Source organism: Mesorhizobium sp. M1A.T.Ca.IN.004.03.1.1 (assembly GCF_003997555.1).
GTDB lineage: Bacteria > Pseudomonadota > Alphaproteobacteria > Rhizobiales > Rhizobiaceae > Mesorhizobium.
In genome coordinates this window covers 570031-595699 of sequence record NZ_RZTV01000004.1, presented here as the reverse complement: position 1 = coordinate 595699, position 25669 = coordinate 570031, and the positions used below count along the sequence as shown (strand labels likewise).

Here is a 25669-nt window from a genome sequence, read left to right as displayed (position 1 = left end):
CTAGGCGTCGGCGCTCAAAGACGACTCAACCCAATTCGACCCAGACCGGCAGGTGGTCCGATCCACGCGCCTGCCGGTCGGCCCACAGGCGCTTCAGCGAGCCGGCGAGCGAAGCGCTGGTGAAGACGTAGTCGATGCATTTGTGGCGGCCCGCATCGTTGGGACGATTGGGGTCGATCCAGGTGAAGAGGCCGGAAACGTCCAAGCGCTGGGCGACATCGACGGCGAGATCGGCGGTGAGCGGCATGCCGAATTCATGGTCCGGGCGTCCGGCGAGTTCGACATATTCGGGCGATCCGGGCAGCATGTTGAAGTCGCCCATGACGATGAAGGCTTCCGGATAGGGCAGGTCCGGCAGGCCGATTTCGGGAATGCCGGAAAGGCCGCCGCCTTCCAGCGCGTAGTTGAGCAGGCGCTGGCGCAGGAAACGGATCTGGCTCTGACGCTCGACGGGGCTGCGGTGGTCGAGATGGGTGGAATAGAAGCGGATGAAGCCGAGCGGCGTCTCGATCAGCGCCTCCAGCGCGCCGCGCTGGAAGTTCATCCGCTCCAGGCTGCGGCTGCGCGGCAGAAGGAGATTACGCGACAGATGAATGGGCGTCTTCGACAGCACCATATTGCCGAGCTGGAAGGTGCGGGTGACGGCGCGGCCGGCATCCAGGCGCGAGCCGATATTGACCTCGAAATTGCTGGCATAGGCGACAAAATAGTCCGGCAGCGCTTCGCCGATCTCGGCCACCATGTCGCGGTCGCCGTTGCGCGGGTTGTTGCGGGTGACTTCCTGCAGGGCGATGACATCGGCGCCGCGCACCGCGTCGGCGATGCGGCCGACATCGTATTTGCCGTCGAGGCCGATGCCATACTGGATGTTGTAAGTGACAAGCTTCATTCGCGCCTCCCGGTCTCGCCCGCGAACAGTGCTACCGCGCCCCTGGCTAAAGTGCATCCGGCGCTTTAGTTGCAAACGGGCCTCGCCCTTGGCTCCACCTTGGTTTAGAGCAATCCCGCAAGCGCAATAGCAGAAACCTGAAAATCCGATGAAATTCCTCGACCAAGCCCGAGTTTACATCCGGTCCGGCGACGGTGGTGCCGGATCGATGTCGTTCCGCCGCGAGAAATTCATCGAGTTCGGCGGTCCGGACGGCGGCGACGGTGGCCGAGGCGGCGATGTCTGGATCGAAGCCGTCGATGGCTTGAACACACTGATCGACTACCGTTACCAGCAGCATTTCAAGGCCAAGACCGGCATGCACGGCATGGGCCGCAACATGACGGGCGCCAAGGGCGCCGACGCGACGCTGAAAGTGCCGGCCGGCACCCAGGTATTCGCCGAGGACAATGAGACGCTGATCTGCGATTTAACCGAGGTCGGCCAACGCTTTCTGCTCGCCAAGGGCGGCAATGGCGGCTTCGGCAACCAGCATTTCAAGACCTCGACCAACCAGGCGCCGCGCCGCGCCAATCCCGGCCAGCCGGGCGAGGAGTTGAGCATCTGGCTGCGGCTCAAGCTGATCGCCGATGCCGGCCTCGTCGGCCTGCCCAACGCCGGCAAGTCGACCTTCCTTGCGGCCGTCACCGCCGCCAAGCCGAAGATCGCCGACTATCCCTTCACCACGCTCTATCCGGGCCTCGGCGTCGCCCGCATCGACGGCCGCGAGTTCGTGCTGGCTGACATCCCCGGCCTGATCGAGGGCGCGCATGAGGGCGTCGGCATCGGCGACCGCTTCCTCGGCCATGTCGAGCGCACGCGCGTCCTGCTGCATCTCGTCTCGGCGCAGGAGGAAAATCCCGGCAAGGCCTACAAGACCGTGCGCGCCGAGCTCGCAGCCTATGGCCATGGGCTGGCCGACAAACCTGAGATCGTCGCCCTCAGCCAGGTCGACATACTCGACGCGGACGCCCGCAAGAAGAAGGCTGCCTCGCTGAAACGCGCCGTCGGCCGCGCGCCGATGCTGTTGTCAGCCGTCACCGGCGAAGGCGTCGAGGCTGTGCAGCGCGCGCTGATGGCGGTGGTCACCGAGGCACGCGATGCCGTTCCCGCTCCAGTCGATACGCGCTGGCGGCAAAACCCATGAAATCGCTGAAATCATACCGGCGCATAACCGTGAAGATCGGCTCGGCGCTGCTCGTCGACCGCGCGACCGGCTTGAAGCGCGATTGGCTGACCTCTTTAGCCGAGGACATCGCGGTGCTCGCCAATGCCGGCGCGGAGGTGCTCGTCGTCTCCTCGGGCGCCATTGCGCTCGGCCGCACCATTCTCGGGCTCGGCAAACGCGCGCTGAAGCTCGAGGAAAGCCAGGCGGCGGCGGCCGTCGGCCAGATCGCGCTTGCGGGCGCCTGGTCGGATGCGCTGGGCAGGGACGGGCTCAAATCCGGGCAGATTCTGTTGACCCTCGGCGATACCGAGGAGCGCCGCCGCTACCTCAACGCCCGCGCAACGATCTCGACCTTGCTCAAGATGAAGGCGGTGCCGGTCATCAACGAGAACGACACGGTCGCGACCTCCGAAATCCGTTATGGCGACAACGACCGGCTGGCGGCGCGGGTGGCGACGATGATGGGCGCCGATCTTCTGGTGCTGCTTTCCGACATCGACGGACTCTATACGGCGCCGCCGGCCAAGGACCCGCAAGCCAAGTTCATTCCGGTGGTCGACCGCATCACGCCGGACATCGAGGCGATGGCGGGCGCCGCCGCTTCGGAACTCTCGCGCGGCGGCATGCGGACCAAGCTCGACGCGGGCAAGATCGCCAACGCCGCCGGCACCGCGATGATCATCACCGCCGGCACGCGCCTGTCGCCGCTGATGGCGATCGAGCGCGGCGAGCGCGCCACTTTCTTCAACCCCAGCGCCAACCCGGTGAAGGGCTACAAGACCTGGATCGCGGGACAGTTGGAGCCGGCCGGGCGGCTCACCGTCGATGCCGGCGCTGTCGGCGCGCTGAAATCGGGCAAGTCGCTGCTGCCGGCCGGCGTCAAGCTCGTCAGCGGCAATTTCTCGCGCGGCGACACGGTGGCGATCCTGTCGCCCGAGGGCCGCGAGATCGCGCGCGGGCTGGTTGCCTATGATGCCGCCGATGCCGTAAGGATCGCGGGTTTGAAGACGGCCGAGATCGAAAATGTGCTCGGCTACGAGGCTCGCTCGGCGATGATCCATCGCGACGACCTTGTGGTAAGCGGCGCCGCCAACTGAGACGCGGTCCATTGATTTATGGTCGCTACTTCTCGGGCTTCGGTGGCCATTGGGGTGGATTGCGGTATCTCTCCTGAAATTCTCGCTGCATTTTCACAAGCTCACTGCAACCGCCCATCTCGGTTTCAATGGCGGCCTTGGCTTGTCGATCTACTTCGGCCTGAGGGAGATCGCTCCCGCCTTCTGATAGCATCTCGCGGACGAGTTCGGCGGTTGTCGTTATCTTCGACCCGCCTTCGTCCAGCGTTTTCTTGAATTTCGCCTCGAGTCGTGCGCGCGGACCGCACCCGTGGGCCTCCTCAACAACGACAAAGATTTGGGAAAGCGGCATCGGTGGTGCGCCGCAATAGCGCTCGGCGAGTCCGATGGAGAATATGGAACTCATCATGGTCATAGCCTTGCCATCGGGGCTTTCGCCGGGTTCGATCTTGTCGTCGCAGTAATCGGCCGCGCGCAGCCCGGTCGGCACGAACATCGCGCCCAGAACAACGAGGATTATGGCGCCCTTCATGCTGCCTCCCCCAACTTTGCAGCCATTGCCGCGAGGCCCAACCGCGTGTAAATCCACCAGCTTCACCGGAGCGGTCAAATGTTGGACAAACACCAAGGCCAAGATGTAGCCAGTTTGATGGCACAGATAGGCGGCAAGGCGCGCGCTGCTGCCGGACCGTTGGCCGTCGCATCGACCAAGGCCAAGAACGACGCCTTGGCCGCCATGGCCGACGCCATCCTGCGCAACGAGCAGGCGATCCTAGAGGCTAACGCCATCGATATGTCGAATGGCGAGGAAGCCGGGCTGTCCGGTTCCTTCATGGACCGGCTGAAACTTAACCCCTCACGCATCAAGGCGATGGCCGACGGCATTCGCGAGATCGCGGCGTTCAAGGATCCGGTCGGCGAGGTGATTGCCGAATGGGACCGGCCGAACGGCCTCCATATCGAGCGCGTGCGCACGCCGCTCGGCGTCATCGGCGTCATCTATGAAAGCCGCCCGAACGTGACGGCGGATGCCGGCGCGCTCTGCCTGAAAGCCGGCAATCCCGTGATCCTGCGCGGCGGCTCGGATTCAATCAATTCGTCGTCGGCTATCCATGCCTGCATGGTCGAAGGGCTGAAGGTAGCCGGCCTGCCGCAAGACGCCATCCAGTTGGTGCCGTCCACCGACCGCGCCGCGGTCGGCGAGATGCTCAAAGGCTTAGGCGGCAATCTCGACGTCATCATCCCGCGCGGCGGCAAGAGCCTGGTCGGGCGCGTGCAGACCGAGGCGCGCGTACCGGTCTTTGCCCATCTCGAAGGCATCTGCCATCTCTATGTCGATCGCTCGGCGAAGCTCGACATGGCGGTCCAGATCGCCGTCAACGCCAAGATGCGGCGCACCGGCGTGTGCGGCGCCGCCGAGACGCTGCTCGTCGACCGTGCGGTCGCGTCCACGCATCTGGTGCCGATCCTGGAGGCCCTGCGCGCCGCCGGCTGTGAGGTCCATGCCGACGCCGAGGTGATGAAAGCCTTTGCCGACGCCAGCCCGGCGACCGACGCCGACTGGGTGACGGAATATCTCGACGCGGTCATCGCGGTGAAGCTGGTCGACGGCGTGGCCGGCGCGATCGAGCATATCGAGACCTTCTCCTCGCATCACACCGAGGCGATCGTCGCCGAGGATGCGCAAGCGGTCGAAACATTCTTCAGCGAGATCGACTCGGCGATTTTGTTGCACAATGCCTCGACACAGTTCGCCGACGGCGGCGAGTTCGGCATGGGCGCCGAGATCGGCATCGCCACCGGCAAGATGCATGCGCGCGGACCGGTCGGCGTCGAGCAGCTGACCTCGTTCAAGTACCGCGTGCGCGGGTCGGGGCAAGTGAGGCCTTGATGTCGCTTGCCCCAAGAGGCTGAAGCTTGCGCCTAGGCACCCCCCTCCCGCCTGCCGGGCATCTCCCCCGCAAGGGGGGAGATCAGCTGATTTTCCCGGTTTCGCCAGTCGCCAACACTGCAAGATTTGCGGCTGCGAAGGAGCTGCCAATCTCCGCCCTTGCGGGGGAGATGGCCGGCAGGGCAGAGGGGGGTGCCTAGCGTCATGCTTTCCCAGCCCGAGCAGCCCGTCCCCGCGCCCTATCTCCACATGCCGCATGCCGGCAAAGGGCTGGCCGTCGGCCTGTTCGGCGGCTCGTTCAACCCGCCGCATGCGGGCCACGCGCTGGTCGCCGAGATTGCGCTGAGAAGGCTGGCCCTCGACCAGCTCTGGTGGATCGTGACGCCCGGCAATCCGCTGAAAAGCGCGCGCGAGCTGGCGCCGCTCGCCGAGCGCGTCGCGCTGTCCGAAAGGATCGCCAGGAATCCGAAGATCAAGGTCACTGCCTTCGAGGCGGCGCAGCATGTCCGCTACACCGCGGACACGCTGGCGCTGGTCAAGGCGCGCAATCCAGGCGTCGACTTCGTCTGGATCATGGGTGCGGATTCCTTACGCGACTTCCATCGTTGGCAGCGCTGGGGCGAGATCGTGCTGACCTTCCCGATCGCGGTCATCGACCGACCGGGCGCCACGCTCTCCTTCCTGTCCTCGGTCGTCGCCAAGACCTTCGACTATGCCCGCGTCGACGAAGGCGACGCGCCGCTGCTCGCCCGCATGCGGGCGCCGGCCTGGACCTTCATCCACGGCCCGCGCTCGTCGCTTTCCTCCACCGCGATCCGCAAGGCGGCGAAGGGCTGAGGCCACCCTTCTTCCACAAGGGGCCGAGCGATGTCGCTTTTACGGCGGCCTATCGCGTTCCGATCAGCCAAGCTGCGAGGGCATGCTGACGCAGACCCAAACCGATCCCGGACAATCGGCGCCGCTGATTGCCATTGCCAGCGTCATCGTGTCGATGGCGCTGATCGCGATCGGCAACGGGCTGATGTTCGCCTTCATTCCGGTGCGGCTCGGCGCCGATGGTTTCGATCCGACCTGGGCCGGACTGATCGTCACCGGCCTTTCGGCCGGCGGGCTCGCCGGCTGCATCCTGACCGGACCCTTGGTGCGCCGGGTCGGCCATGCCCGCGCGTTCATGGTGCTTTCGGCGCTCATCGCGCTCTCCAACGTGGCGATCGGCGCCGGACCGATGCCGCTGCTGTGGATCGCGGCGCGGGCGCTCTACGGCTTCGCCATATGCGGCCTTTTCATCGTCGCGCAGAGCTGGCTCAACGACGCCTTGCCGAACGCCATACGCGGCCGGGTGATGGCGGTGTTCTACGTCGCCTATATCGCCGGATTGGGCGTCGGTTATGCGACGCTCGCCGCGATCGACATCCAGACGGCGGCGGCGCCGCTGATCGGCATCGCCTTCACCGCGTTGTCCATCCTGCCGGTGGGCATGACGCGGCTTGCCCAGCCGCCCGCGCCGCAGGCCGCTTCTGTGGCGCTCGGCCAAGCGTGGAGGATCTCGCCAGTCGGCGTCGTCGGCATGCTGGCGGTGGGCGGCCTGTCGATGATCATTTCCGGTTTTGCGCCGATCCACGCCACCGCCAAGGGTTACAGCCAGGCAGAGGTGGCGCTGCTCTTGTCGGCGATGCCGGTCGGCACGCTGATCCTGCAGATACCGCTCGGCTGGCTCTCGGACCGTACCGACCGCCGCTATGTGCTGGCGGGCACGGCGGCGCTGGCGGTGGCGGCGAGCCTGCTCGCCATCGCCTTCGATGGCGGCGCGCTGATGGCCCTGGTGGCGATCTACCTGATCTGGGACGGTGCATCGGAATCGATCTATTCGCTGTCCAGCGCCCACGCCGCCGACCGCGCCAGGAAGGAAGAGCTGCTGGCGCTGTCGAGTTCGCTGCTCTTTGCCTGGTCGCTGTCCGGCTTCATCGTACCCGGCATCGTGACGGCGCTTTCCGCCGTCTTCGGCACCGGGACCTTCATCTATGTCGGCATCGCCATCGCTTCCGCGTTTTGCCTGTTCGTGCTGTGGCGGGTGTTTGCGGCGCGACCGATGCCCGCTGCCGCAACCGGCAGCTTCGCGCCGATGTCGGCGCAGACGCCCCTGCCGGTGGAGCTCGCCTTCGCGTCGGAGGAGCCGACAAAGCCGGCCAAGGCCTGACGAGATTATTGCTTGCGGACTTCCGGGGACGGTATCTCGGGCGGCGGCAGGGGGATCGAAATGCCCTCGTTGTCGAAGGCCAGCTTGGCGCGTTTGGTCAAGTCGATCTGGGTGGCGAAATAGTCGGCCGCGGAAGTCCAGTAGCGCAGGGTCAGTGAAACCGTGCTCTCGCCAAGCCCTGCGATGAAGGCGATCGGCGCCGGCTCGCGCCGGATGCGCTTCTCGGCATTGGCGATGGCAAGCAGCGTCTTCTGCCCGCGGTCGATGTCGTTCCATGAACCGATGCTCAAGCTGATATCGGTGCGCCTGACGCCGTTGCGGGTGAAATTCCGTACCGGCTGGTTCCACAGCGTCTGGTTGGGCGCCAGAAGGTAGATGCCTTCGACAGTGCGCAGCTTGGTCGCGAACAGGCCGATCTCCTCGATCGAGCCGGCGATCGCACCGACCTCCACATATTCGCCGATGCGGAAGGGCCTCAGCGCAAGCAGCATGATGCCGGCGGCGATGTTCTGCAGCGTACCTTGCAGTGCAAGGCCGATCGCCAGGCCGGCAGCGCCGATCGCGGCGATGATCGAAGCCGTCTGCACGCCAAACTGGCCGAGCACCATGATAACGACAAGGATCAGGATTCCGTAGCGGACGACCTGGGAGAAGAAGTGGCGCAGCGTCTCGTCAAAGCCGTGAATATGACCGAGCCCGGCATAGATCGATCGCTCGGCAAGGCCGGCAACGAGGTAGCCGACAACCAGAAGGATCACAGCACCGATTGCCGAGAAGGAATAGGAGACTATCAGCGAGCTGAGCTGCGCAAGCCCGGCCTGAATCGTGATGAGGGCGCTCTGCGGGTCGATTGGCATGGTTGGGAATCCCCTTTGTCCGGTGTGCCGATAACCCATGCGGCGCGCAGGGGTTCCGCTCTTTTCAGCCTTCCGAGGGCCTGTCCGGCCTGCCGAGGCCGCCCTGAGAGCGCGCCCGTCTTGAAACTGCAATGGAACTCTGCCTATCTAAGCAGGGTCACCTGATTTGCCGGGTGATTTGGTTGTTCTTATTGGGAAAGGAAACACACTGAGAACAGCACTGCGGAAGAAGGCCGATATCGTGCCTTCGCCGGCCGGGATCAGCGGAAGCGATGCTGCCTCCCTCGCCATCAAGACAGTCCTTGCCAGTCTGGAAGACTCCAAGGCCGAAAACATCGTCTCAATCGATATCCAGGGTAAATCGAGCCTCGGCGACTATATGGTCGTCGCATCGGGCCGATCGCACCGCCATGTCTCGGCGGTCGCCGACCATCTCCTCAAGGCGCTCAAGGATGCCGGTCTCGGCATGGCGCGCGTCGAAGGGCTGGCCAGCGCCGACTGGGTCCTGATCGATTCCGGCGACATCATCGTCCATGTCTTCCGTCCCGAAGTCCGCGAATTCTACAATCTCGAAAAGATGTGGCAGGCGCCGGATCTCGAGGAAGAGACCTTGCACTGAGCCGTATCGCGGGCCGTGACCGTTCCGGTCCGGCGCCGATCGAGAGCTCGCCGAGGCGAGGATGAAGATCACCGTTCATGCCGTGGGCCGGATGAAGACCGGCCCCGAGAGAGAGCTCGCCGACCGCTATTTCGAGCGCTTCGCCAAGAGCGGGCCCGCGGTCGGGCTGGAATTTGCCGGCATTGTCGAGACATCCGAGAGCCGCGGCCAGAGCGCCGACGAACGTCGCCGCGAGGAGGGCCAGAAGCTGCAGGGTCAGCTGCAGCAAGGCAACGTGCTGTTCCTGCTCGACGAACGCGGCAAGGCGCTGTCCTCGGAGGACCTGGCGGCCCGCATCGGCCAGTTGCGCGACAGCGGTCGCAAGGCGCTGGTCATCGCGATCGGCGGCGCGGACGGCCATCACAAATCCTTGCGCGAAGAGGCCGATCTGGTGTTGTCGTTCGGAGCGCTGACCTGGCCGCATCAGCTGGTGCGCGTCATGCTCGGCGAACAGCTCTATCGCATCGCCACCATCCTTGCCGGGCATCCCTATCACCGCTCGTGAGTCATCGTTCGCGCTGTGACCCCGAAAGCTGGGGATCACGTCCGCTTGCACCGATTTCCGCCTCAATGAACTGACATCACGGTTGTTGCGGGTGCTCCAACATGGTTGATGGTTCGTTAACGAAGCGGCGGATAGAGTCGAGGCCTGATGTCTGAAGGCTGGAATTCGAGAACGCGCGCCTGGCGCAGCCGCTGCGGCTTGACACTTGTCGCCGCGCTGATCGCGCTCGGGCCGGCCATGGCCGCGGAAAATTCGCTCGATGTCCTGCCGGACCCCAACAAGAGCCGGGTCGAATACGAGCAGGTCTCCAAGGAAATCTCGTTGTCCTCCGAGCGGCTGGCCAAGCTTGCCGCCGACGTCGCGACGGTCAAGAAGGACCATGCCTCGATCAGTGCGGCGCTGATCCAGTCGGCGATGACCGAGCAGAAGCTCGGCCAGGACATCGAGGACATCGGCGCCAAACTGGAAGGACTGAAAGCCGAGCAAGAGAAGCTGCACGCTTCGCTGGCGGCGCGGCGCGACGTACTTGCCGAGGTGCTCGGCGCGCTGCAACGCATGGGGCTCAATCCGCCACCGGCGATCCTGGTCAAGCCGGAGGACGCGTTGTCGTCGGTGCGCAGTGCCATCCTGCTCGGCGCCGTGGTGCCGGAATTGCGCCAGCAGACCGACAGGCTGCTCGCCGATCTCAAGGAACAGACCCGGGTGACGGCCTCGATCGAGGCCGAACGCGCGCGGCTTACCGCTGCAGTCACCGAGCAGACGGCGGAAAAGAAACGACTGACCATGCTGCTCGAGGCCAAGCAGAAGCTGCAGGCCGATACCGAAGCGGCCCTGGCAGCAGAGCGGCAGCGCTCGCAGCAGCTGGCGGACAAGGCCAGCAGCCTCAAGGACCTCATCGCCTCGCTCGAGGCCGACAAGGCGCGCAAGGCGGCCGACCAGGCCAAGGCGGCCGATCGGAAATCGGCGGACGCCGACACGACCGCATCGACGGCGGAACCCGCCGCGCCGCCGGTGCCGGAGGGCAATCGTTTAACCGCTTCCGCCCCGTTCGCGGCGCTCCAGGGCCAGATCGCGCTGCCGGTCATCGGCAAGATCAAACGGCGCTTCGGCACCGACGACGGCAATGGCGCAATGATGCAGGGAGACATGGTTGCGACACAATCGGGGGCCATCGTCACCGCGCCGGCGGATGGAAACGTTCTTTATGCGGGGCCGTTTCGCTCCTATGGTCAACTCTTGATCCTCAATGCGGGCGATGGGTATCATGTCGTCCTGGCGGGGATGAGCAGAATCAGCGTCGCGACCGGACAGTCGGTGCTCGCAGGAGAGCCGATCGGCGCGATGGGAGAGGCCCGGGTGGCTAGCACCTCGGCCTCGCAGAATGGAAATGCGACGCCGGAGCTCTATGTTGAGTTCCGCAAGGATGGAAAACCCGTCGATCCGAACCCCTGGTGGGCGGACCGATTTTCTGGAAGGACGTGAAATGATGCGGAAATTGTCGCTTCTGTTTGCCGGCGCGCTGATGGGCGCATCGGCAATGAGCCTGGTCTACGGCGCACCTGGCTCGGCGGCGAATGCTGCGGGTTCCGAGACCTACAAGCAGCTGGCGATCTTCGGCGACATCTTCGAGCGCGTGCGCGCGCAATATGTGACGCCCCCGGACGACAAGTCGCTGGTCGAGAACGCCATCAACGGCATGCTGGCTTCGCTCGACCCGCACTCGTCCTACATGAATGCCGAGCAGGCGCAGGATATGCGTGTGCAGACCAAGGGCGAGTTCGGCGGCCTCGGCATCGAGGTCACGATGGAGAACGACCTGGTCAAGGTGATCACGCCGATCGACGACACGCCGGCCGCAAAGGCGGGCGTGCTTGCCGGCGACTATATCGCCAAGATCGACGGCGAGGAGGTGCGCGGCCTCACCCTCAATGACGCGGTCGAGAAGATGCGCGGCCCGGTCAACACGCCGATCAAGCTCACCATCCTGCGCCAGGGCGCCGACAAGCCGATCGAGTTGACGGTCGTGCGCGACATCATCAAGGTCAAGGCGGTGAAATACCGGGTTGAGAACGACATCGGCTACATGAAGATCACCTCCTTCACCGAGAAGACCTATGACGATCTCGAGAACGCCATCGAGAACATCAAGAAGCAGGTGCCCAACGACAAGCTGAAGGGCTATGTACTCGACCTGCGCCTCAATCCGGGCGGCCTGCTCGACCAGGCGGTGAGCGTGTCGGACGCCTTCCTGAAGCGCGGCGAGATCGTCTCGACCCGCGGCCGCGATCCGAAGGACGTTACCCGCTTCGACGCCAAGCCGAAGCAGAACGACGACATCGGCGGCAAGCCGCTGATCGTGCTGGTCAATGGCGGCTCGGCAAGCGCGTCCGAGATCGTCGCCGGCGCGCTGCAGGATCTGCGCCGCGCCACCGTCGTCGGCACGCAGTCGTTCGGCAAGGGTTCGGTGCAGACCATCATCCCGCTCGGCGAGAATGGCGCGCTCAGGCTCACCACCGCGCTCTATTACACGCCGTCGGGCAAGTCGATCCAGGGCAAGGGCATCACGCCCGACATCAAGGTCGAGCAGCCGCTGCCGCCGGACCTGCAGGGCAGGGACCTGACCCGCGGCGAATCGGACCTCAAGGGCCACATCAAGGGGGCCGACGAGAGCTCGACCGGCTCGGGCTCGGCCGCCTATGTGCCGCCGGAGCCGAAGGACGACCTGCAGCTGATCTATGCCGAACAGCTGCTGCGCGGCCAAAAGACCGATCCGGCCTTCCCGCCGAACCCGGACAAGGCTGTGCTGAACCAGTAAAGACGGGGGGGCCGGGCCAAATCGCTCTGGCCGGCCGACCGAAGCGATGCAATGCTGCCGGGACCGCGAGGTTCCGGCAGTTTGATTCGGGGACAGGTTGGTTCGGCAACGGGCGCTGCGTCGCCTAAGGTTTTGAATTTGCGCGTGAGCGCTGACGATTCGATCAGCTGCGCTGATCAGATCAGCCGCGTCACGGGCCTGAGGATGCGGCTTGGCTGACATCGGCAAGGACATCGAACGCCCGCTCGGACAGACGCTCCGGCCAGAGCGCCCTGCCTCGCGCACCTTCGGCGCCGCAACGCTTGGCGCTGCGGTCGCTATCTTCGCCGTGGTCGGCATTTCCGGTGCGATCGCGTTGCGTGAAAAACCTTTCCGCAAACCGCAAGAGACGGCCGTTTCGACGCCGAAGGTAATCGTGGCGCCGGCTCCCGCGCCGGCACCGGCGCCGACGCCGGCACCGGCCGAGGTGGCGGCGGCGAAGCCCAATGCGAGCACGCCGATGAAGAGCGATGGCCCGCAAATCATCCATCTCCAGTCTGAAGAGGGCGATGGTCCGCCGAAGGCCGGTATCGTCATCCGCGATCCTTCCACACTCAGCCAGAATCTCAAGGTCGCGCATATTCCCGACAGGGCGCTGATCGAGGCGAGCGACAGCGGCCCGCTGCCGGTGCGCTCCGCCGATGGCCGGCGACCGTTCGACGTCTATGCGCGGCCCTGGTCCGGCGCGCGCGGCGCGCGCGTGGCGATCGTCATCGGCGGGCTCGCCGTCTCCCAGACCGGCACGCAGGCGGCGATCGCCAAATTGCCGGCCGAGGTGACGCTGGCTTTCGCGCCGCAGGGCAACAGCATCGACCGCTGGATGAAGGCGGCGCGCCAGAGCGGACATGAGATCGTCATGCAGATACCGCTCGAGCCGTTCGATTATCCCAGCGTCAATCCGGGACGCAACACGCTGACGGTCGCTGCGAGTCCGGACGAGAACCTGAAGAGCCTGCGCTGGGCGCTGTCGAGGACGACCAACTATACCGGCGTCATGAACTATATGGGCGCGCGTTTCTCGGCTGATGCAAACGCGATGGGACCGTTCATGGCCGAGCTCGGCAAGCGCGGCCTTGCCTATGTCGACGACGGCTCCTCCGCGCGAAGCCTGGCGCCCAACCTCGCGCTGAAGGATGGCGTTCCTTTCGTCGCCGGCGACATGGCGATCGATGCGGTGCAGGACCGCGGCGAAATCCTCAAGAAGCTGGACAGCCTCGAGGCGACGGCACGCGCCAAGGGCAGCGCCGTCGGCATCGGCTCGGCCTTCGATATCACCGTCGACACGGTTGCGTCCTGGGTGGCAGAAGCGAAGAAGCGCGGCATCGAGATCGTGCCGATTTCGGCGGTGGCGATCGATCCGCAAAAAGGCTGACGCCGACCCTTTCGCCTGAATGCATCTCCAAAACGGCTGGAAATCTCAACGATGGCCAAAAAGATCGATCCTGAAACGCTGCCCTATCGCCCCTGCGTCGGGCTGATGATCCTCAACCCGGCCGGGCTGGTCTGGGTCGGGCATCGCATCGCCGAGCCGGACAGCGAATTCTCCGGCACCACGAAACTCTGGCAGATGCCGCAGGGCGGCATCGACGAGGGCGAGGAGCCGCTCCCGGCGGCGGAGCGGGAGCTTTACGAGGAGACCGGTATGCGCAGCGTGTCGCTGCTTGCCGAAGCGCCGCACTGGATCAATTACGACCTGCCGCCGCATCTGGTCGGCGTCGCCTTCAAGGGCCGCTATCGCGGCCAAACGCAGAAATGGTTCGCCTACCGCTTCGAGGGCGACGAGAGCGAGATTGAGATCAATCCGCCGCCGGGCGGCCACAAGGCCGAATTCGACCAATGGGCATGGCGGCCGATGCGGGAGCTGCCCGACCTGATCGTGCCGTTCAAGCGCAAGGTCTACGAGCAGGTGGTGGCCGCGTTCCAGCATCTTGCTCGCTAGGCGTTGGCAGGCGCGCTTCCAACTAAGTACGGTTAGCGAAGAGGTTGGCACCGTAGTCGAGATCATGCTTTGTTGATGCAGATGCGCCGCAGGCAAAGAGGCAAACATGAACGACGCGCGACAAGCGCACTTCGCCGGCGTCGAGAAGCACGCAGCTCCGCAACAAGTGTGACCCGACTTTGTCCGACGCAATTGCCCCGATGACCGGCACCAAAACGTCTTTGCCGCAAACGACCGCCACCAGCGGCTTTATGCCCGGCGAAACTTCAGCCGGCGCGATCCTGACCATCGATCTTGGCGCCATCCGCGAGAACTACCGGCGGCTGAAGGCGCGGCTGGCGGGCGTGCGCTGCGCCGGCGTGCTCAAGGCCGACGGCTATGGCCTCGGCGCAGCGCGCGTGGCATCGGCGCTGATGAAGGAAGGCTGCGAGATATTCTTCGTCGCGCTGCTCGGCGAGGGCATCGCGCTGCGCAAGGCGCTTGGACCCGGACATGAGATCTTTGTGCTCAACGGCCTGCCGCCGGGCTCCGAGCCGGAAGCGATCGCGACTGGGCTTCATCCTGTCATCAACAGCACCGCTCAGTTGAGGGCGTGGCGTGAAGCGGCGCTTGCCGCCGGCCGAAAGCTGCCGGCCGCTGTTCAGGTCGACAGCGGCATGTCACGGCTCGGCATGCCGCCGGCTGACGTCGAGGCGCTCGCGGCGGATGCTTTCGGCGGCATCGACATCCGCCTGGTGATGAGCCATCTCGCCTGCGCCGACGAGCCGCGCAATCCTGCCAACGAAGCGCAGCGGCTCGCGTTTGAGCGGCTGCGCGGGATGCTGCCCAAGGCGCCGGCCTCGCTTGCCAATTCGTCCGGCATCTTTCTCGGATCGGCCTACCACCACGACCTCGCGCGGCCGGGCGCGGCGCTCTACGGCATCAACCCGACGCCGGGCGAGGCGAACCCGATGATGCCGGTGGTCCGGCTGCAGGCGAAGGTGGCTCAGACGCGCAACGTCGAAGACGGCGCCGGCGTCGGCTACGGCCACACCCATCATGCGCGCGGACCGCTCAGGCTGGCGACAATCTCGCTCGGCTATGCCGATGGCTGGCACCGGCGCGCGGCGTCGGCCGCCTGGTTTGAGGGCGTGCGGCTGCCTTTCGTCGGGCGGGTATCGATGGATTCCATTGTCCTCGACATTTCAGCGCTTCCGGTCGATCAACTGGGCGAGGGCGACCTCGTCGAGCTCATCGGGCCGTCGCAAAGCCTCGACGACGCGGCCGCACATGCCGGAACCATCGGCTACGAGGTGCTGGCCAGCTTGGGTGCGCGCTTTCACCGCCGCTACATCGGCGGGTGAAAGGGGCGGCTTGCTTGACAAGCCGATGCATCTCGGCAAGGGTCGAGGCATGAGCAACCTCGCCCATAGCAGAACCTTTTTCAGGGTTTGCCCCATCGCGGGAGCGTAGCCCCGGCGCGGTCGTGTTGGCGACCGCCGAGCCGGGGCATTTGAATTCCTGACATCGTCATCGAGCCAGCCAGCCTTTCGCGGCTGTCGGCTCTTCGTCGCCGCCTTTGAGCGGGCTGCAGCGCGCGTCGGTTCGTCGACGTGCAAATCCAGGAGGTTTGCCATGAATGCCACAACCCAATCGCGTTCCCGAAACACGATCCTCGTCAGCGACGCGGACCACGACCGGCTCAGCGGCCTTGCCAGAGCCTTTCTCGAGCGGACGCCCGAGATGGCCGAGGACCTGCTCGCCGAGATGGACCGCGCGCGGATCGCCGCCGAAGCGGCGATGCCAGCCGATGTCGTGCGGATGGGCACGACGGTGACGCTTCACGACGGGGAAGGAAGCATTCAGCGCGTCACGCTAGTCTATCCCGCCGAGGCCGACATCGCCGAAAAACGCATCTCGGTGCTGACGCCGCTCGGAACCGCGCTGATCGGCGCGCGTGCCGGCCGCACAGTCTCCTGGCGAAGCCGCGACGGCCGGGTGCTTTCGGCGACCATCCACGCGGTCGAGCAATCCGCGTCGCGGAGAGCGCAATGACCAGGACCATATATCGTCTCACGACGAAGGATCTCGCGGTTCTCGAAGCGATGCTGATGCGCCGGCGCGCCTTTGCCGACGCGATCGTGCCGATGCTCGAACGCAAGCTCGCCGAGAGCAACATCATCCCAGTCGGCATGGTCGAGCCCGACATCGCCACGCTGAACAGCCGGGTAGTCTTCCGGATCAACGACGGAGCCCCGGAGACGAGGACGTTGATGCTGGGCGACGCCTCCGCTCCTGTCGGATTCGGCCTGCCGCTCGGCACCTGGCGCGGCCTCTGTCTGCTCGGCATGAGGGCGGGCCAGTCGGTAGTGGCCGAGCGCCCCGACGGCAGCCGCGAGCGCATCCTTCTCGAGGATGTGGCCTACCAGCCGGAGGCCGAGCATCAGGCGGCTCGGACTGCCGGACAGCGACCCCGTGGCCCCAGGCTGGTGTACAGCGCCGCAGCCGATCGTTGGCCCCTTGGCGGGGGCGGCAAAATCCGGCAGACAGAAGACGACGATCCCGGCCCTTCGGCGGCATGATCGGTTTGAGGGAGCATAGAATGAAAGTCCTGGTGCTGGGCGGCGGTGTGATCGGGATCACCACCGCCTATTTCCTTGCCGAGGCCGGCCATGAAGTCGCGGTGATCGACCGGCAGCAGGGCCCGGCGCTGGAGACCAGCTTCGCCAATGCCGGCGAAGTGTCGCCGGGCTATGCCTCGCCATGGGCCGGGCCCGGCATTCCCGTGAAAGCCGTCAAATGGCTGTTGATGAAATACGGACCGCTGGTGGTGCGGCCGGCCTTCGATCCGCATATGTGGACATGGCTCTTGAAGATGCTGCGCAACTGCACGGCCGAGCGCTATGCGCTGAACAAGTCGCGCATGGTCCCCTTGGCCGAGTACAGCCGCGACACGCTGAAGGCGCTACGCGCTACGATCGGCATCAGCTATGACGAGCGAGCCAAGGGCACGCTGCAGCTCTTCCGCAAGCAGAAGCAACTCGACGGCACCGGCGGCGATGTCGAGGTGCTGAAAAAATATGGCGTTCCCTACGAGCTCCTCGACCGGGACGGCTGCATCGCGGCCGAGCCGGCGCTGGCCGGTGTGCGGGAAAAATTCGTCGGTGGGCTGAGGCTGCCCGGCGACGAGACCGGCGACTGCAAGATGTTCACCGACAAGCTGGCCGAGCTTTGCGTGGCGCGCGGCGTCGCCTTCGAATACGGCACGAGCATCCGGCGCGTCGTCAGGAACCGAAACCGCGTCGTCCAGGTCGGCACCGACAAGGGCTGGCGAACGGCGGAGGCTTATGTGATGGCGCTTGGCAGCTATTCGGCTCCCTTCATGCGCAAGATGAAACGGCCGATCCCCGTCTATCCGGTCAAAGGCTATTCCATCACGGTGCCGATAACGGACGCGGCGGCGGCGCCGGTGTCGACCATCATGGACGAGACTTACAAGGTGGCGATCACCAGGCTCGGCGACCGCATCCGCGTCGGCGGCACCGCGGAGATTTCGGGCTTCGACCTTCGTCTGCATGAATCGCGCCGCCGCACGCTCGAGCACTCCGTCGGCGACCTGTTTCCGGGCGGCGGCGATCTCAAGGCGGCGAGTTTCTGGTGCGGCTTGCGGCCGATGACGCCGGACGGGCCGCCGCTGGTCGGGCGCAGCGAATTGTCCAACCTCTATCTCAACACCGGCCACGGCACGCTGGGCTGGACCATGGCCTGCGGCTCGGCGAAAGTGCTTGCCGATATCATTTCCAACCGGGTGCCGGAGATCAACGCGCTCGACCTCAGCCCGGACCGCTACATCAAGGCTTGATTTAAAAGGCCTGTTTCACCCACCCATTGCTGAACAGCAGCCGGTAAGCCCAGCCGATCGTGACATTGGTGGCGACAGGCTGCGAATGGGCGAGATAGTCGTCATAGACCGACTTCATGCGGCGGTAGAAGGCCGGATCGAGCACCATCATGCCGTTTTCCGAGTCGTGGACGAAGCTGCGATTGTTGAGGTTGACCGAGGAGATCGTCACCAGGCGCTGATCGATCATCATGATCTTGGAATGCAGCACCACGTCGGGCGCCTTGAATTCGCGGATGTTGATGCGGTCGCCATATTTCTCCACGAATAGCTTGTTGAGCGCGGTGAGGAAGCGGCCGCCTATGTCGCCCTTGAGATCGATGCGCCCGACGACGTCGATCTTGACGCCGCGGGCCAGCGCCCGATCGAATGCTCTCGCGATACTGGGCGTGAGGTTGAGATAGGGATTCACGATCTCGATGCGATGCTCGGCGGTGTCGATCAGTTCGACGAAGTAGTTTTCCAGTGCATGCCCGTCCGCGTAAGGCACGGAAATGAAGTGCCGCACCACGCCTTGCGGATGGCCACCGGAACGAACCGGAATGGAAAACGGCCGTGACAGATTGGTGTCGGCATCGCGCAGCCAGATGGTCGAGAAATGCGCGGCCAGCGTTTCGACCGTCGCCGGGTCGGCGATCTCGATGTCGAAGTCGCTCCAGTTGGAATAGTAGTTGAGCGAGAAGCCGTCGGTCTTGCCGTATTGCTGCAGCTGAGGGTAGCGCGACAGGTCGATCGGCTTATGAAACAGGAACCCGTCATGGATGTTGCGGCCGCCGATGATGACGCGCGAGCGGCCGGGTTCCTCGGCCAGGGTCGCCAGCATCTTGATGTGATGGGTCTTGTGCAGCTGTGAGAGCTGCTCGTCGATCGGCGCGCCGTGATCGGCCTGCCAGCGATATTCCTGCAATTGGACATTGGGAAACTCCGCCGCCAGCCGATGCAGCAGGGCGTCGTCCTTGTCGCGCTCCAGCACGTCGGTGACCAGGATGCGTACCTTGGTGCCGAGCGCCGCGTGGTGGCGGATCAGCCGCTCCATGATGCGGCCGGAAAAGTCCGCCTTGAACTCCAGCGACGACAGATAGATCAGCTTGAGTCTCGGCGCGTTGGAGAAATCGAGCGGCAGTTCGGGATCGGCCTTGTCGAAGGCGCTGTCGGGCAGCGTTTTGCCGAGCAGCGCCTCGACCTTGGAATTGAAGCCGTCGCGCGATTTGCGCAGCAGGGTCGGCGACCCGAGCGGCAGCGCGCAGGTCTGCGACAGCCAGCGGCCGGCATAAAAGGCGCGGTCGAGCGCTTCGAGCCCGGCCGGATCTGGCACCGGACAACGATCATAGCGGCTGTCGAGTGCCGTGATCCAAGGGTCGGCGGCCTCCTCGCGCAGGATGGTCAGCTTCGCGCCGGACGGCGCGAGGCTGGAGCTGACGGTGAGGTCGCAGCGGGTGAGCGCTTCGCTTGGAAACAGGCTGGCAGATGTCTCGGCCGCCGGCAGGCTGAGATGGAACGGGGCACCTTTGGCAATTGTGCGCGACCGGCCCGAGACGCGCATCGCCAGCGATCCGTCGCAGCTGCCGCCGATCACGACCGTTTGCCGGCCGACCTGGCGGAGCACGATCTCGACCGAGCGCGCCTGCAGGCCGGAGAAGCTGAAGCTCTTGGGTGCGGACGGCCTGGCGGCAGCGTCGAGATAGAGCGTCTGGCGCGACATGCGCCAGCGACCGGTGAAATGGCCTTCGCCCGGTTTGCCTGGTGCCAGCGGCTGCTCCGTGCTGTCGAGCGGCTTCGCCAGCCGTTGCAGCGCCGGATAAGTTGCCTGGAAACGATCATTGTGGACGTCGCGCCAGTCACGGCCGAAGCGGCCGGTACCATTGGTGCGGTCGAGCGCATCGATTCGGCTTTGGGCCAGCAACGCCTCGAATCGCTTTTCATAGGCGGCACTGCCATTGTCCGCGAAGTAACCGGCGCTGGCGATCTCGGCGCCGCTTCGATCCGCCGAGATGGGCGGACGCGCGCAGGCTTCGTCTCCCGGAAAGAAGGCGCAGGCGGAACGGCCCGGCATGCCGGCGCATCCGGCGAGCGCGGTCAGCGCCAGGCCAAGCAGCAGCCTTGTCACGACGGCTCCCGGTCTCACCCGGTCGCCCCGTTCATGACCTTGAGCTGGGCGGGGTCGCGCGGCGGCATGAAGCCCTGCGGAAAGACCTTGCAGACCGGAAGCGCGAAGGTGGCTATCAAGAGCTCGGCCTCGCCGCGCATCTTCCTTGGCGCCGTCTTGTCGCCGCGGATCGTCCTTGCCGAAGCGATCAGCGCGCCGTCGCAATCGCAATGATTGTGGCGGGCGATATAGCAGGCATCGTGGATCCGGCAGGCGGCATCGAGCCGGTCGACCGGGGTGGCCGAGAGATCGCCGGTACGGGTTCCGGGACCGCAATAATTGCCGAAGACGAAAGGCGAGGGGCGGGCCATCGCATAGCGGATCGACTTCGGCAGTTCCGCTTCGGGAACCCTGGCCCACGGATTGGCGCAGCCGGAGAGGCAAAGCAGCGGCAGGATGGCAAGAATGGCTCGCATGTCTGCGCCGGCTTTCCCAGATTCCCCCTCGCCTGCCATGGCATGGCGAAGTACTGGTGCCACACTGGCCGATTTTGTGGCAAGCGCAAGGCAGGTCGGCTCCGCCTTCGGTTCGGCCAGTTTCAGCAACGACAGGCTGGCGCGACTCCCGGACGGCTATCCCGTGCGGATGGCTGACATGGATTTCCACCTCGGCGACGGCGATGTCAGCTTCTACGGCCACGCCAGGATCGCGATTTCGATACGCGACCGCCACTACGGCTTAGTCACCTGCGGGCTCATGGGCAACAGCGCCGAGGAAGCCGGCCGGATGTGGGCGCCGTTCGCCGCTGAGGCCGACGAGGTTGTGAATTCTTTCGTCCTCGATGCGCCTTGAAGGCGGTTCCAAAGCGGGTCGGCTTTTTTTGGCGGCATCAGACGAACAACCCCTTTTCCCGCTCCACCGCCCTGGTGATGAAATTGGCGACGAGCTGGACCCGGCGCAGCGGCCTCACTGATTCGTGATAGACCAGCCAGTACGCGCGGCGGATGGGCGCGACGATGTCTACCGGCACCAGCTCCGGCATCGAGCGGGCGACGAAGGTATGCAGGATGCCGATGCCGGCGCCCGAGCGCACCGCCTCCGCCTGGCCAAGCGCTGACGAGATGGCGAAGCTGGTGCGCCAGCCCGGGCTGAACTCCGCGGCATAGTCGAGCGAAGGGCTGACGATGAGGTCGGGCACATAGCCGATCAGCGTGTGCCGATCGAGCTCGGCTGCTGACTTCGGTAGGCCGTTGGCTTCCGCATAGGTGCGGGAGGCGAACAGGCCGAGCGTATAGTCGACGAGCTTCCCCGCCACCAATCGGCCCTCGGTCGGCCGCTCTACGGCAATCGCGATGTCGGCCTCGCGCCGCGACAGGGAGAAGGAGCGCGGCACCGGCACCAGCTGGATGGTGAGCTCGCGGTGGAGCGCCGTCAGCTCGCCCAAACGCTTGGCGAGGAAGGCGACACCGAAACCGTCGGGAGCGCCGATGCGCACCGTGCCGGAGACGTCGTCGCCCTCGCCGGCGATGGTCGAGCGCGCGGCGATCATGTCGCTCTCCATGCGCTCGGCGATGTCGAGGAAGCGCTCGCCGGCCGGCGTCAGCTCGCTGCCGGTGGTCAGGCGGCGGAAGAGTTTCGTCCGCAGCGCTTCCTCGAGCGCCGCGAGCCGTCGCGAGACGGTGGCGTGGTTGAGCTCCAGACGTTTTGCCGCGCCGAGGATCTGGCCGGCGCGCGCCACGGCGAGGAAGATGCGGACATCATCCCAGTTCATGGGGATGGTCCAGGTTAGTCGCCAGCGCTGCGTTCCCGCCCACCCCCCTCTGTCCTGCCGGACATCTCCCCCGCAAGGCGGGAGATCGGATGTCGCGTTCGCTTTCGCCAATCGCCAACGGTGCAGGAAGAGCCCCGGCGATGAAACTGCCAATCTCCCCCCATGCGGGGGAGATGTCCGGCAGGACAGAGGGGGGTGTGAAGGAACTCAATCTTCGATCCTTTCAATGACCGATCATCATCACCTTTTGCGGCAATTAATGCACGTCCGACTGCCGCTGTCTATTTCGCGCACAACGGTTGCGTTCTAGCTCGCGTTGCCATTGCGGACGCAAAGGCGGACAATGCCTCATCACCAAAACAGGGAGAGAACCCATGATCGAGTACGGTCATTTCATTGGCGGCAAGCGTGTCGCCGGCACCAGCGGCCGCAAGCAGGACATCATGCAGCCGATGGACGGCTCGGTGCGCGCTACGGTGGCGCTGGCCTCGGCGCAGGAGCTGCGCGCCGCGGTCGAGAACGCCAAGGCCGCGCAGATCAAGTGGGGCGCCACCAACCCGCAGCGCCGCGTGCGCGTGCTGATGAAGTTTCTCGAACTGGTCCAGCGCGACTATGACGAGCTGGCCGACATCCTGGCGCGCGAGCATGGCAAGACCATTGCCGACGCGCGCGGCGACATCCAGCGTGGCCTCGAAGTGGTCGAGGTCTGCATCGGCGCGCCGCATATGATGAAGGGCGAGTTCACCGACGGCGCCGGTCCGGGCATCGACACCTATTCGATGCGCCAGCCGCTCGGCGTCGTCGCCGGCATCACGCCGTTCAACTTCCCGGCGATGATCCCGCTGTGGAAGATCGCGCCGGCGATCGCCTGCGGCAACGCCTTCATCCTGAAGCCTTCGGAGCGCGACCCGGGCGTGCCGATCCGCATCGCCGAGCTGTTCATCGAGGCCGGCCTGCCGGAAGGCGTGCTGAACGTGGTCAACGGCGACAAGGAAGTGGTCGACGCCATCCTCGACGATCCAGACATCAAAGCCGTCGGCTTCGTCGGGTCAACGCCGATTGCGCAGTACATCTATGCGCGCGGCTGCGCGGCGGGAAAACGCGTGCAGTGCTTCGGCGGCGCCAAGAACCACATGATCATCATGCCCGACGCCGACATGGACCAGACGGTCGACGCGCTGGTCGGCGCCGGCTACGGCTCGGCCGGCGAGCGCTGCATGGCGATCTCGGTGGCCGTGCCGGTCGGCAACGACACCGCGAACCGGCTGATGGAAAAGCTGGTACCGCGCGTCGAAAGCCTGAAGGTCGGTCCGTCGACCGACTCCTCGGCCGATTTCGGCCCGCTGGTGACACGCCAAGCCCTGGAACGCGTCAAGGGCTATGTCGATATCGGTGTCAAGGAAGGCGCCAAGCTGGTTGTCGATGGCCGCGGCTTCAAGATGCAGGGCTACGAGAACGGCTACTACATGGGCGGCTGCCTGTTCGACAACGTGACGCCGGAGATGCGCATCTACAAGGAAGAGATCTTCGGGCCGGTGCTTTCGGTGGTGCGCGCGCCGACCTATGAGAACGCCATCAACCTCGCCAACGACCACGAGATGGGCAACGGCGTCGCCATCTTCACCCGCGACGGCGACGCCGCGCGTGACTTTGCTTCCCGGGTCCAGGTCGGCATGGTCGGCGTCAACGTGCCGATCCCGGTGCCGATCGCCTACTACACCTTCGGCGGCTGGAAGGCGTCTTCCTTCGGCGACCTCAACCAGCACGGCCCGGACGCGTTCCGCTTCTACACCAAGACCAAGACGGTCACCTCGCGCTGGCCGTCCGGCATCAAGGACGGCGCCGAGTTCGTCATCCCGACGATGAACTGACCGGACGGTTTTCGGCCGCGCGTCCTCGCCGCGTTGCGGCTGCGGGCGCGGCAGGCATCAAGGACGGCGCCGAGTTGGTCATCCCGACGATGAACTGACCGGACGGTTTTTCGAGAGCCTCGTGAGAAAGCGCGGTTTGCACCCGCGCTTTCTGTTTGGGGCCTTGCAGAGGAGGCTGGTTGTCCTTCACCTCATCGATATTTGGCGTAGCTTGTCGTCTCGCCCGGTCGTCGCTTGCAACTTCAGATGCATGATTTGCGACGAGACACGTCGAGGCTGCATCCGCACCTCCTAATGATTCCATCGCCGTGTGATGGAACCAACAGGCCGCCATTCGCCTTAGGCTGTATTCCTGCCATGCGTGCAGGCCAATCAAACAGCGCCGGTGGCAGCCGGGGTTCTCGTCTGGCGCGAGGAGGTGTCGGATGACACGATTTCTTATGGCGACGATGTGCCTTGCGGCGGCAGCGCTGTCGGTCGGCCAGGCCAATGCGGCAGCACAATGCGCACCACGCGCCGACATCATCAAGGCGCTCGGCGACAAGTTCCACGAAAGCGAGGTAGGGCGCGGGCTGATCAATCCGAACGTCGTGCTCGAGATCTTTGTCTCCGACCAAGGCAGTTGGACCGTTCTTGCCTCCGATACCAAGGGGCAGAGCTGCATCCTGTCCGTTGGCGAAGGCTGGGACAGCCCGACGATCACGGCAGCCGTGCCGGGAGCCTAACACTCACTGGCGCCACGGCTCGTTCAGTGAAAGCCGCGCCGGCGCCCGCATCAACGCCCGCTTGTCTACCGGGCGCAGCTTCACCATATCGAATGCAGGGAGTGATAAATCTCCCTGCGACAGACCGGAAACCAGAAGGAGTGACGTGATGGCGACGTCGAGTCCGGCCTGGAGCGTTCCGGCACACTGAGGCGGCCGAATGTGCCTCTTTTGCCGGAATGCCACGGCGAAGGAGGTGCCCATGGCACGCAGATTTTCGTTCCGAGTGGTGAAGGCGGCAGTCGCCGGCGCCGTCATGGCTTTGCCGGCAGTCCCGGTGCAGGCGCAAGTCCTCTGCGGGGGCCATGACGATCTGGTCGCGGGGCTGGCAGAGACGTTCGAAGAGAAGCGGCTGGGCTATGGCCTGGGTGGAGACGTCGCCATCTTCGAGGTGTTTGTGTCGGCGAGCGGAACCTGGACCATCCTGATGACCGACGTTAAGGGCCAGAGTTGCATCCTGGCGGCCGGCGAGGGATGGGAGCACACGCTGGCCACCGCGGTCCGGCACCCAGGCGGGTGAACTGCGTAACCGGACAGTTCAGTTAAGCCGGAACCGCTCCGGTCAGCGCGTCGCGGCCGCCTCGGCGTGGTGGCGCAGCAGCGCCATCAATTTCTTGGCGTCCTTGGCGGCGGCTTCCTCGTCGCCGTCGAGGATCGAGCGGATCAGCGCGACGTGGTGCTCGGCCGATTCGGCGAGCCCGGTATCCGCCTTGTAGCGGAACCAGAAGCGCCGGCTGTGCGTCTGCAAGGGCGCCGCCACGCGCGCCGCGAATGGATTGTCGGCGGCGATCGCCAGCGCCTCGTCAAGTTGCTTGTCGGCCTGAATGAAGGAAAGCACGTTGCCGGAGATCACTGCCTTCTGCATGGCAAGGGCTGCTTCGTGAAACAGGTCGGCCGCCTCGCGGGTGACGAAGCGGGCGGCCGAGCGGGCAAGCACCACCTCGATGCCGCGCCTAGCATCGATAACGCGCAGCCAGTCGCCGGGGTGGAGCGGAGCGACCGCGATGCCGGCGCGTGGTCTGACGTCGAGCAAGCCCTCCCAGGCCAGCCTTTGGATCGCTTCGCGCACCGGGGTACGGCCGAAGCCGAGCCGCTCGATCAGTGCACCTTCGGTGACGAAGCTTGAAGGCGCCAGTTCAAGAGTGACGATCATGTGCTCCAGCACACGATAGGCCCTGGTCGCAACCGGCTCGAAGGTTGCGCTCGTGTCGTTGGATATCAATG

26 protein-coding genes are annotated in these 25669 nt (G+C 65.2%); 19 read left to right on the top strand and 7 right to left on the bottom strand.

Translation table 11 applies throughout. The annotated features are described in order from the left end of the window. Window positions 1-25 precede the first annotated feature (25 nt). Complete coding sequence (locus EOD29_RS16885) at window positions 26-889, bottom strand: endonuclease/exonuclease/phosphatase family protein (RefSeq protein ID WP_067319561.1); 864 nt, start codon at window positions 887-889, stop codon at window positions 26-28. A gap of 148 nt (window positions 890-1037) precedes the next feature. Here EOD29_RS16885 and obgE point away from each other — a divergent pair, with 148 nt between their 5' ends. Both obgE and proB read left to right on the top strand, forming a co-directional pair. Then, window positions 1038-2075 (top strand): GTPase ObgE, encoded by a 1038-nt coding sequence (gene obgE / locus EOD29_RS16880; protein WP_095799729.1) that lies wholly within the window; start codon window positions 1038-1040, stop codon window positions 2073-2075. Then, on the top strand, window positions 2072-3193 hold the full coding sequence (gene proB, locus EOD29_RS16875; RefSeq protein WP_095799730.1) for a glutamate 5-kinase: 1122 nt from the start codon (window positions 2072-2074) through the stop codon (window positions 3191-3193). Before obgE ends, proB begins: the two co-directional genes overlap by 4 nt. Window positions 3194-3218: 25 nt before the next feature. Here proB and EOD29_RS16870 read toward each other — a convergent pair whose 3' ends face one another. Then, window positions 3219-3704: a hypothetical protein gene (locus EOD29_RS16870; protein WP_095799731.1), complete on the bottom strand. Its 486-nt coding sequence runs from the start codon at window positions 3702-3704 to the stop codon at window positions 3219-3221. A 78-nt stretch (window positions 3705-3782) separates the two neighbouring features. Here EOD29_RS16870 and EOD29_RS16865 point away from each other — a divergent pair, with 78 nt between their 5' ends. From EOD29_RS16865 to EOD29_RS16855, 3 genes are all read left to right on the top strand, one after another. Then, window positions 3783-5063 (top strand): glutamate-5-semialdehyde dehydrogenase, encoded by a 1281-nt coding sequence (locus tag EOD29_RS16865; protein ID WP_127247244.1) that lies wholly within the window; start codon window positions 3783-3785, stop codon window positions 5061-5063. 249 nt (window positions 5064-5312) lie between these two features. Continuing rightward, window positions 5313-5900, top strand: coding sequence for a nicotinate-nucleotide adenylyltransferase (locus tag EOD29_RS16860; protein ID WP_127247271.1), 588 nt, complete (start codon window positions 5313-5315; stop codon window positions 5898-5900). An 82-nt stretch (window positions 5901-5982) separates the two neighbouring features. Further along, window positions 5983-7260: an MFS transporter gene (locus EOD29_RS16855; RefSeq protein WP_095799735.1), complete on the top strand. Its 1278-nt coding sequence runs from the start codon at window positions 5983-5985 to the stop codon at window positions 7258-7260. A 5-nt stretch (window positions 7261-7265) separates the two neighbouring features. Here the strand turns inward: EOD29_RS16855 and EOD29_RS16850 are convergent, their stop codons facing one another. Then, complete coding sequence (locus EOD29_RS16850; protein WP_127247243.1) at window positions 7266-8117, bottom strand: mechanosensitive ion channel domain-containing protein; 852 nt, start codon at window positions 8115-8117, stop codon at window positions 7266-7268. Window positions 8118-8358: 241 nt separating this feature from the next. Between EOD29_RS16850 and rsfS the strand changes: the two genes are divergently transcribed. From rsfS to EOD29_RS16800, 10 genes are all read left to right on the top strand, one after another. Continuing rightward, window positions 8359-8736, top strand: coding sequence for a ribosome silencing factor (gene rsfS, locus EOD29_RS16845; protein WP_059189846.1), 378 nt, complete (start codon window positions 8359-8361; stop codon window positions 8734-8736). A 61-nt stretch (window positions 8737-8797) separates the two neighbouring features. After that, on the top strand, window positions 8798-9280 hold the full coding sequence (rlmH, locus tag EOD29_RS16840; RefSeq protein WP_067001603.1) for a 23S rRNA (pseudouridine(1915)-N(3))-methyltransferase RlmH: 483 nt from the start codon (window positions 8798-8800) through the stop codon (window positions 9278-9280). A gap of 147 nt (window positions 9281-9427) precedes the next feature. After that, on the top strand, window positions 9428-10762 hold the full coding sequence (locus EOD29_RS16835) for a murein hydrolase activator EnvC (protein WP_127247242.1): 1335 nt from the start codon (window positions 9428-9430) through the stop codon (window positions 10760-10762). A gap of 1 nt (window position 10763) precedes the next feature. Beyond that, window positions 10764-12095, top strand: a complete 1332-nt coding sequence (locus EOD29_RS16830) for a S41 family peptidase (protein ID WP_067001610.1) — start codon at window positions 10764-10766, stop codon at window positions 12093-12095. A 211-nt stretch (window positions 12096-12306) separates the two neighbouring features. Beyond that, entirely contained in the window at window positions 12307-13506 is a 1200-nt protein-coding gene (locus EOD29_RS16825) for a divergent polysaccharide deacetylase family protein (RefSeq protein WP_127247241.1), read from the top strand. Between the two features lie 51 nt (window positions 13507-13557). Then, window positions 13558-14073, top strand: a complete 516-nt coding sequence (locus EOD29_RS16820; RefSeq protein ID WP_067319545.1) for an RNA pyrophosphohydrolase — start codon at window positions 13558-13560, stop codon at window positions 14071-14073. A 251-nt stretch (window positions 14074-14324) separates the two neighbouring features. Further along, window positions 14325-15416, top strand: a complete 1092-nt coding sequence (alr, locus tag EOD29_RS16815; protein WP_127247270.1) for an alanine racemase — start codon at window positions 14325-14327, stop codon at window positions 15414-15416. 271 nt (window positions 15417-15687) lie between these two features. After that, window positions 15688-16107 carry a nucleoside diphosphate kinase regulator gene (gene rnk, locus EOD29_RS16810; protein WP_127247240.1) on the top strand — a complete coding sequence of 140 codons (420 nt, stop codon included), beginning with the start codon at window positions 15688-15690 and terminating at the stop codon, window positions 16105-16107. Continuing rightward, window positions 16104-16634: a nucleoside-diphosphate kinase gene (locus tag EOD29_RS16805; protein ID WP_127247239.1), complete on the top strand. Its 531-nt coding sequence runs from the start codon at window positions 16104-16106 to the stop codon at window positions 16632-16634. The genes rnk and EOD29_RS16805 overlap by 4 nt, the downstream gene beginning before the upstream one ends. Before the next feature lie 20 nt (window positions 16635-16654). Beyond that, window positions 16655-17914: a D-amino acid dehydrogenase gene (locus tag EOD29_RS16800; RefSeq protein WP_127247238.1), complete on the top strand. Its 1260-nt coding sequence runs from the start codon at window positions 16655-16657 to the stop codon at window positions 17912-17914. Between the two features lies 1 nt (window position 17915). Here the strand turns inward: EOD29_RS16800 and EOD29_RS16795 are convergent, their stop codons facing one another. Next, window positions 17916-20006 (bottom strand): phosphatidylserine/phosphatidylglycerophosphate/cardiolipin synthase family protein, encoded by a 2091-nt coding sequence (locus EOD29_RS16795; protein WP_127247269.1) that lies wholly within the window; start codon window positions 20004-20006, stop codon window positions 17916-17918. Window positions 20007-20074: 68 nt separating this feature from the next. Then, window positions 20075-20515: a hypothetical protein gene (locus EOD29_RS16790; RefSeq protein WP_095782605.1), complete on the bottom strand. Its 441-nt coding sequence runs from the start codon at window positions 20513-20515 to the stop codon at window positions 20075-20077. Window positions 20516-20693: 178 nt separating this feature from the next. Between EOD29_RS16790 and EOD29_RS36520 the strand changes: the two genes are divergently transcribed. After that, complete coding sequence (locus EOD29_RS36520; protein WP_127247237.1) at window positions 20694-20891, top strand: hypothetical protein; 198 nt, start codon at window positions 20694-20696, stop codon at window positions 20889-20891. A 37-nt stretch (window positions 20892-20928) separates the two neighbouring features. Here the strand turns inward: EOD29_RS36520 and EOD29_RS16780 are convergent, their stop codons facing one another. Beyond that, window positions 20929-21810: a LysR family transcriptional regulator gene (locus EOD29_RS16780; RefSeq protein WP_127247236.1), complete on the bottom strand. Its 882-nt coding sequence runs from the start codon at window positions 21808-21810 to the stop codon at window positions 20929-20931. A 374-nt stretch (window positions 21811-22184) separates the two neighbouring features. Here EOD29_RS16780 and EOD29_RS16770 point away from each other — a divergent pair, with 374 nt between their 5' ends. The 3 genes from EOD29_RS16770 (at window position 22185) to EOD29_RS16760 (ending at window position 24965) form a co-directional block, all read left to right on the top strand. Beyond that, window positions 22185-23681, top strand: coding sequence for a CoA-acylating methylmalonate-semialdehyde dehydrogenase (locus EOD29_RS16770; RefSeq protein ID WP_127247235.1), 1497 nt, complete (start codon window positions 22185-22187; stop codon window positions 23679-23681). Between the two features lie 425 nt (window positions 23682-24106). Further along, a complete protein-coding gene (locus tag EOD29_RS16765; protein WP_127247234.1) occupies window positions 24107-24406 on the top strand; it encodes a hypothetical protein in 300 nt (99 codons plus the stop codon). Window positions 24407-24647: 241 nt separating this feature from the next. Beyond that, the gene (locus EOD29_RS16760) at window positions 24648-24965 is read left to right on the top strand and encodes a hypothetical protein (RefSeq protein ID WP_067319522.1); all 318 of its coding nucleotides are present in this window, start codon (window positions 24648-24650) and stop codon (window positions 24963-24965) included. A 42-nt stretch (window positions 24966-25007) separates the two neighbouring features. Here the strand turns inward: EOD29_RS16760 and EOD29_RS16755 are convergent, their stop codons facing one another. After that, entirely contained in the window at window positions 25008-25667 is a 660-nt protein-coding gene (locus EOD29_RS16755) for a GntR family transcriptional regulator (RefSeq protein ID WP_127216854.1), read from the bottom strand. Between the last annotated feature and the right edge of the window lie 2 nt (window positions 25668-25669).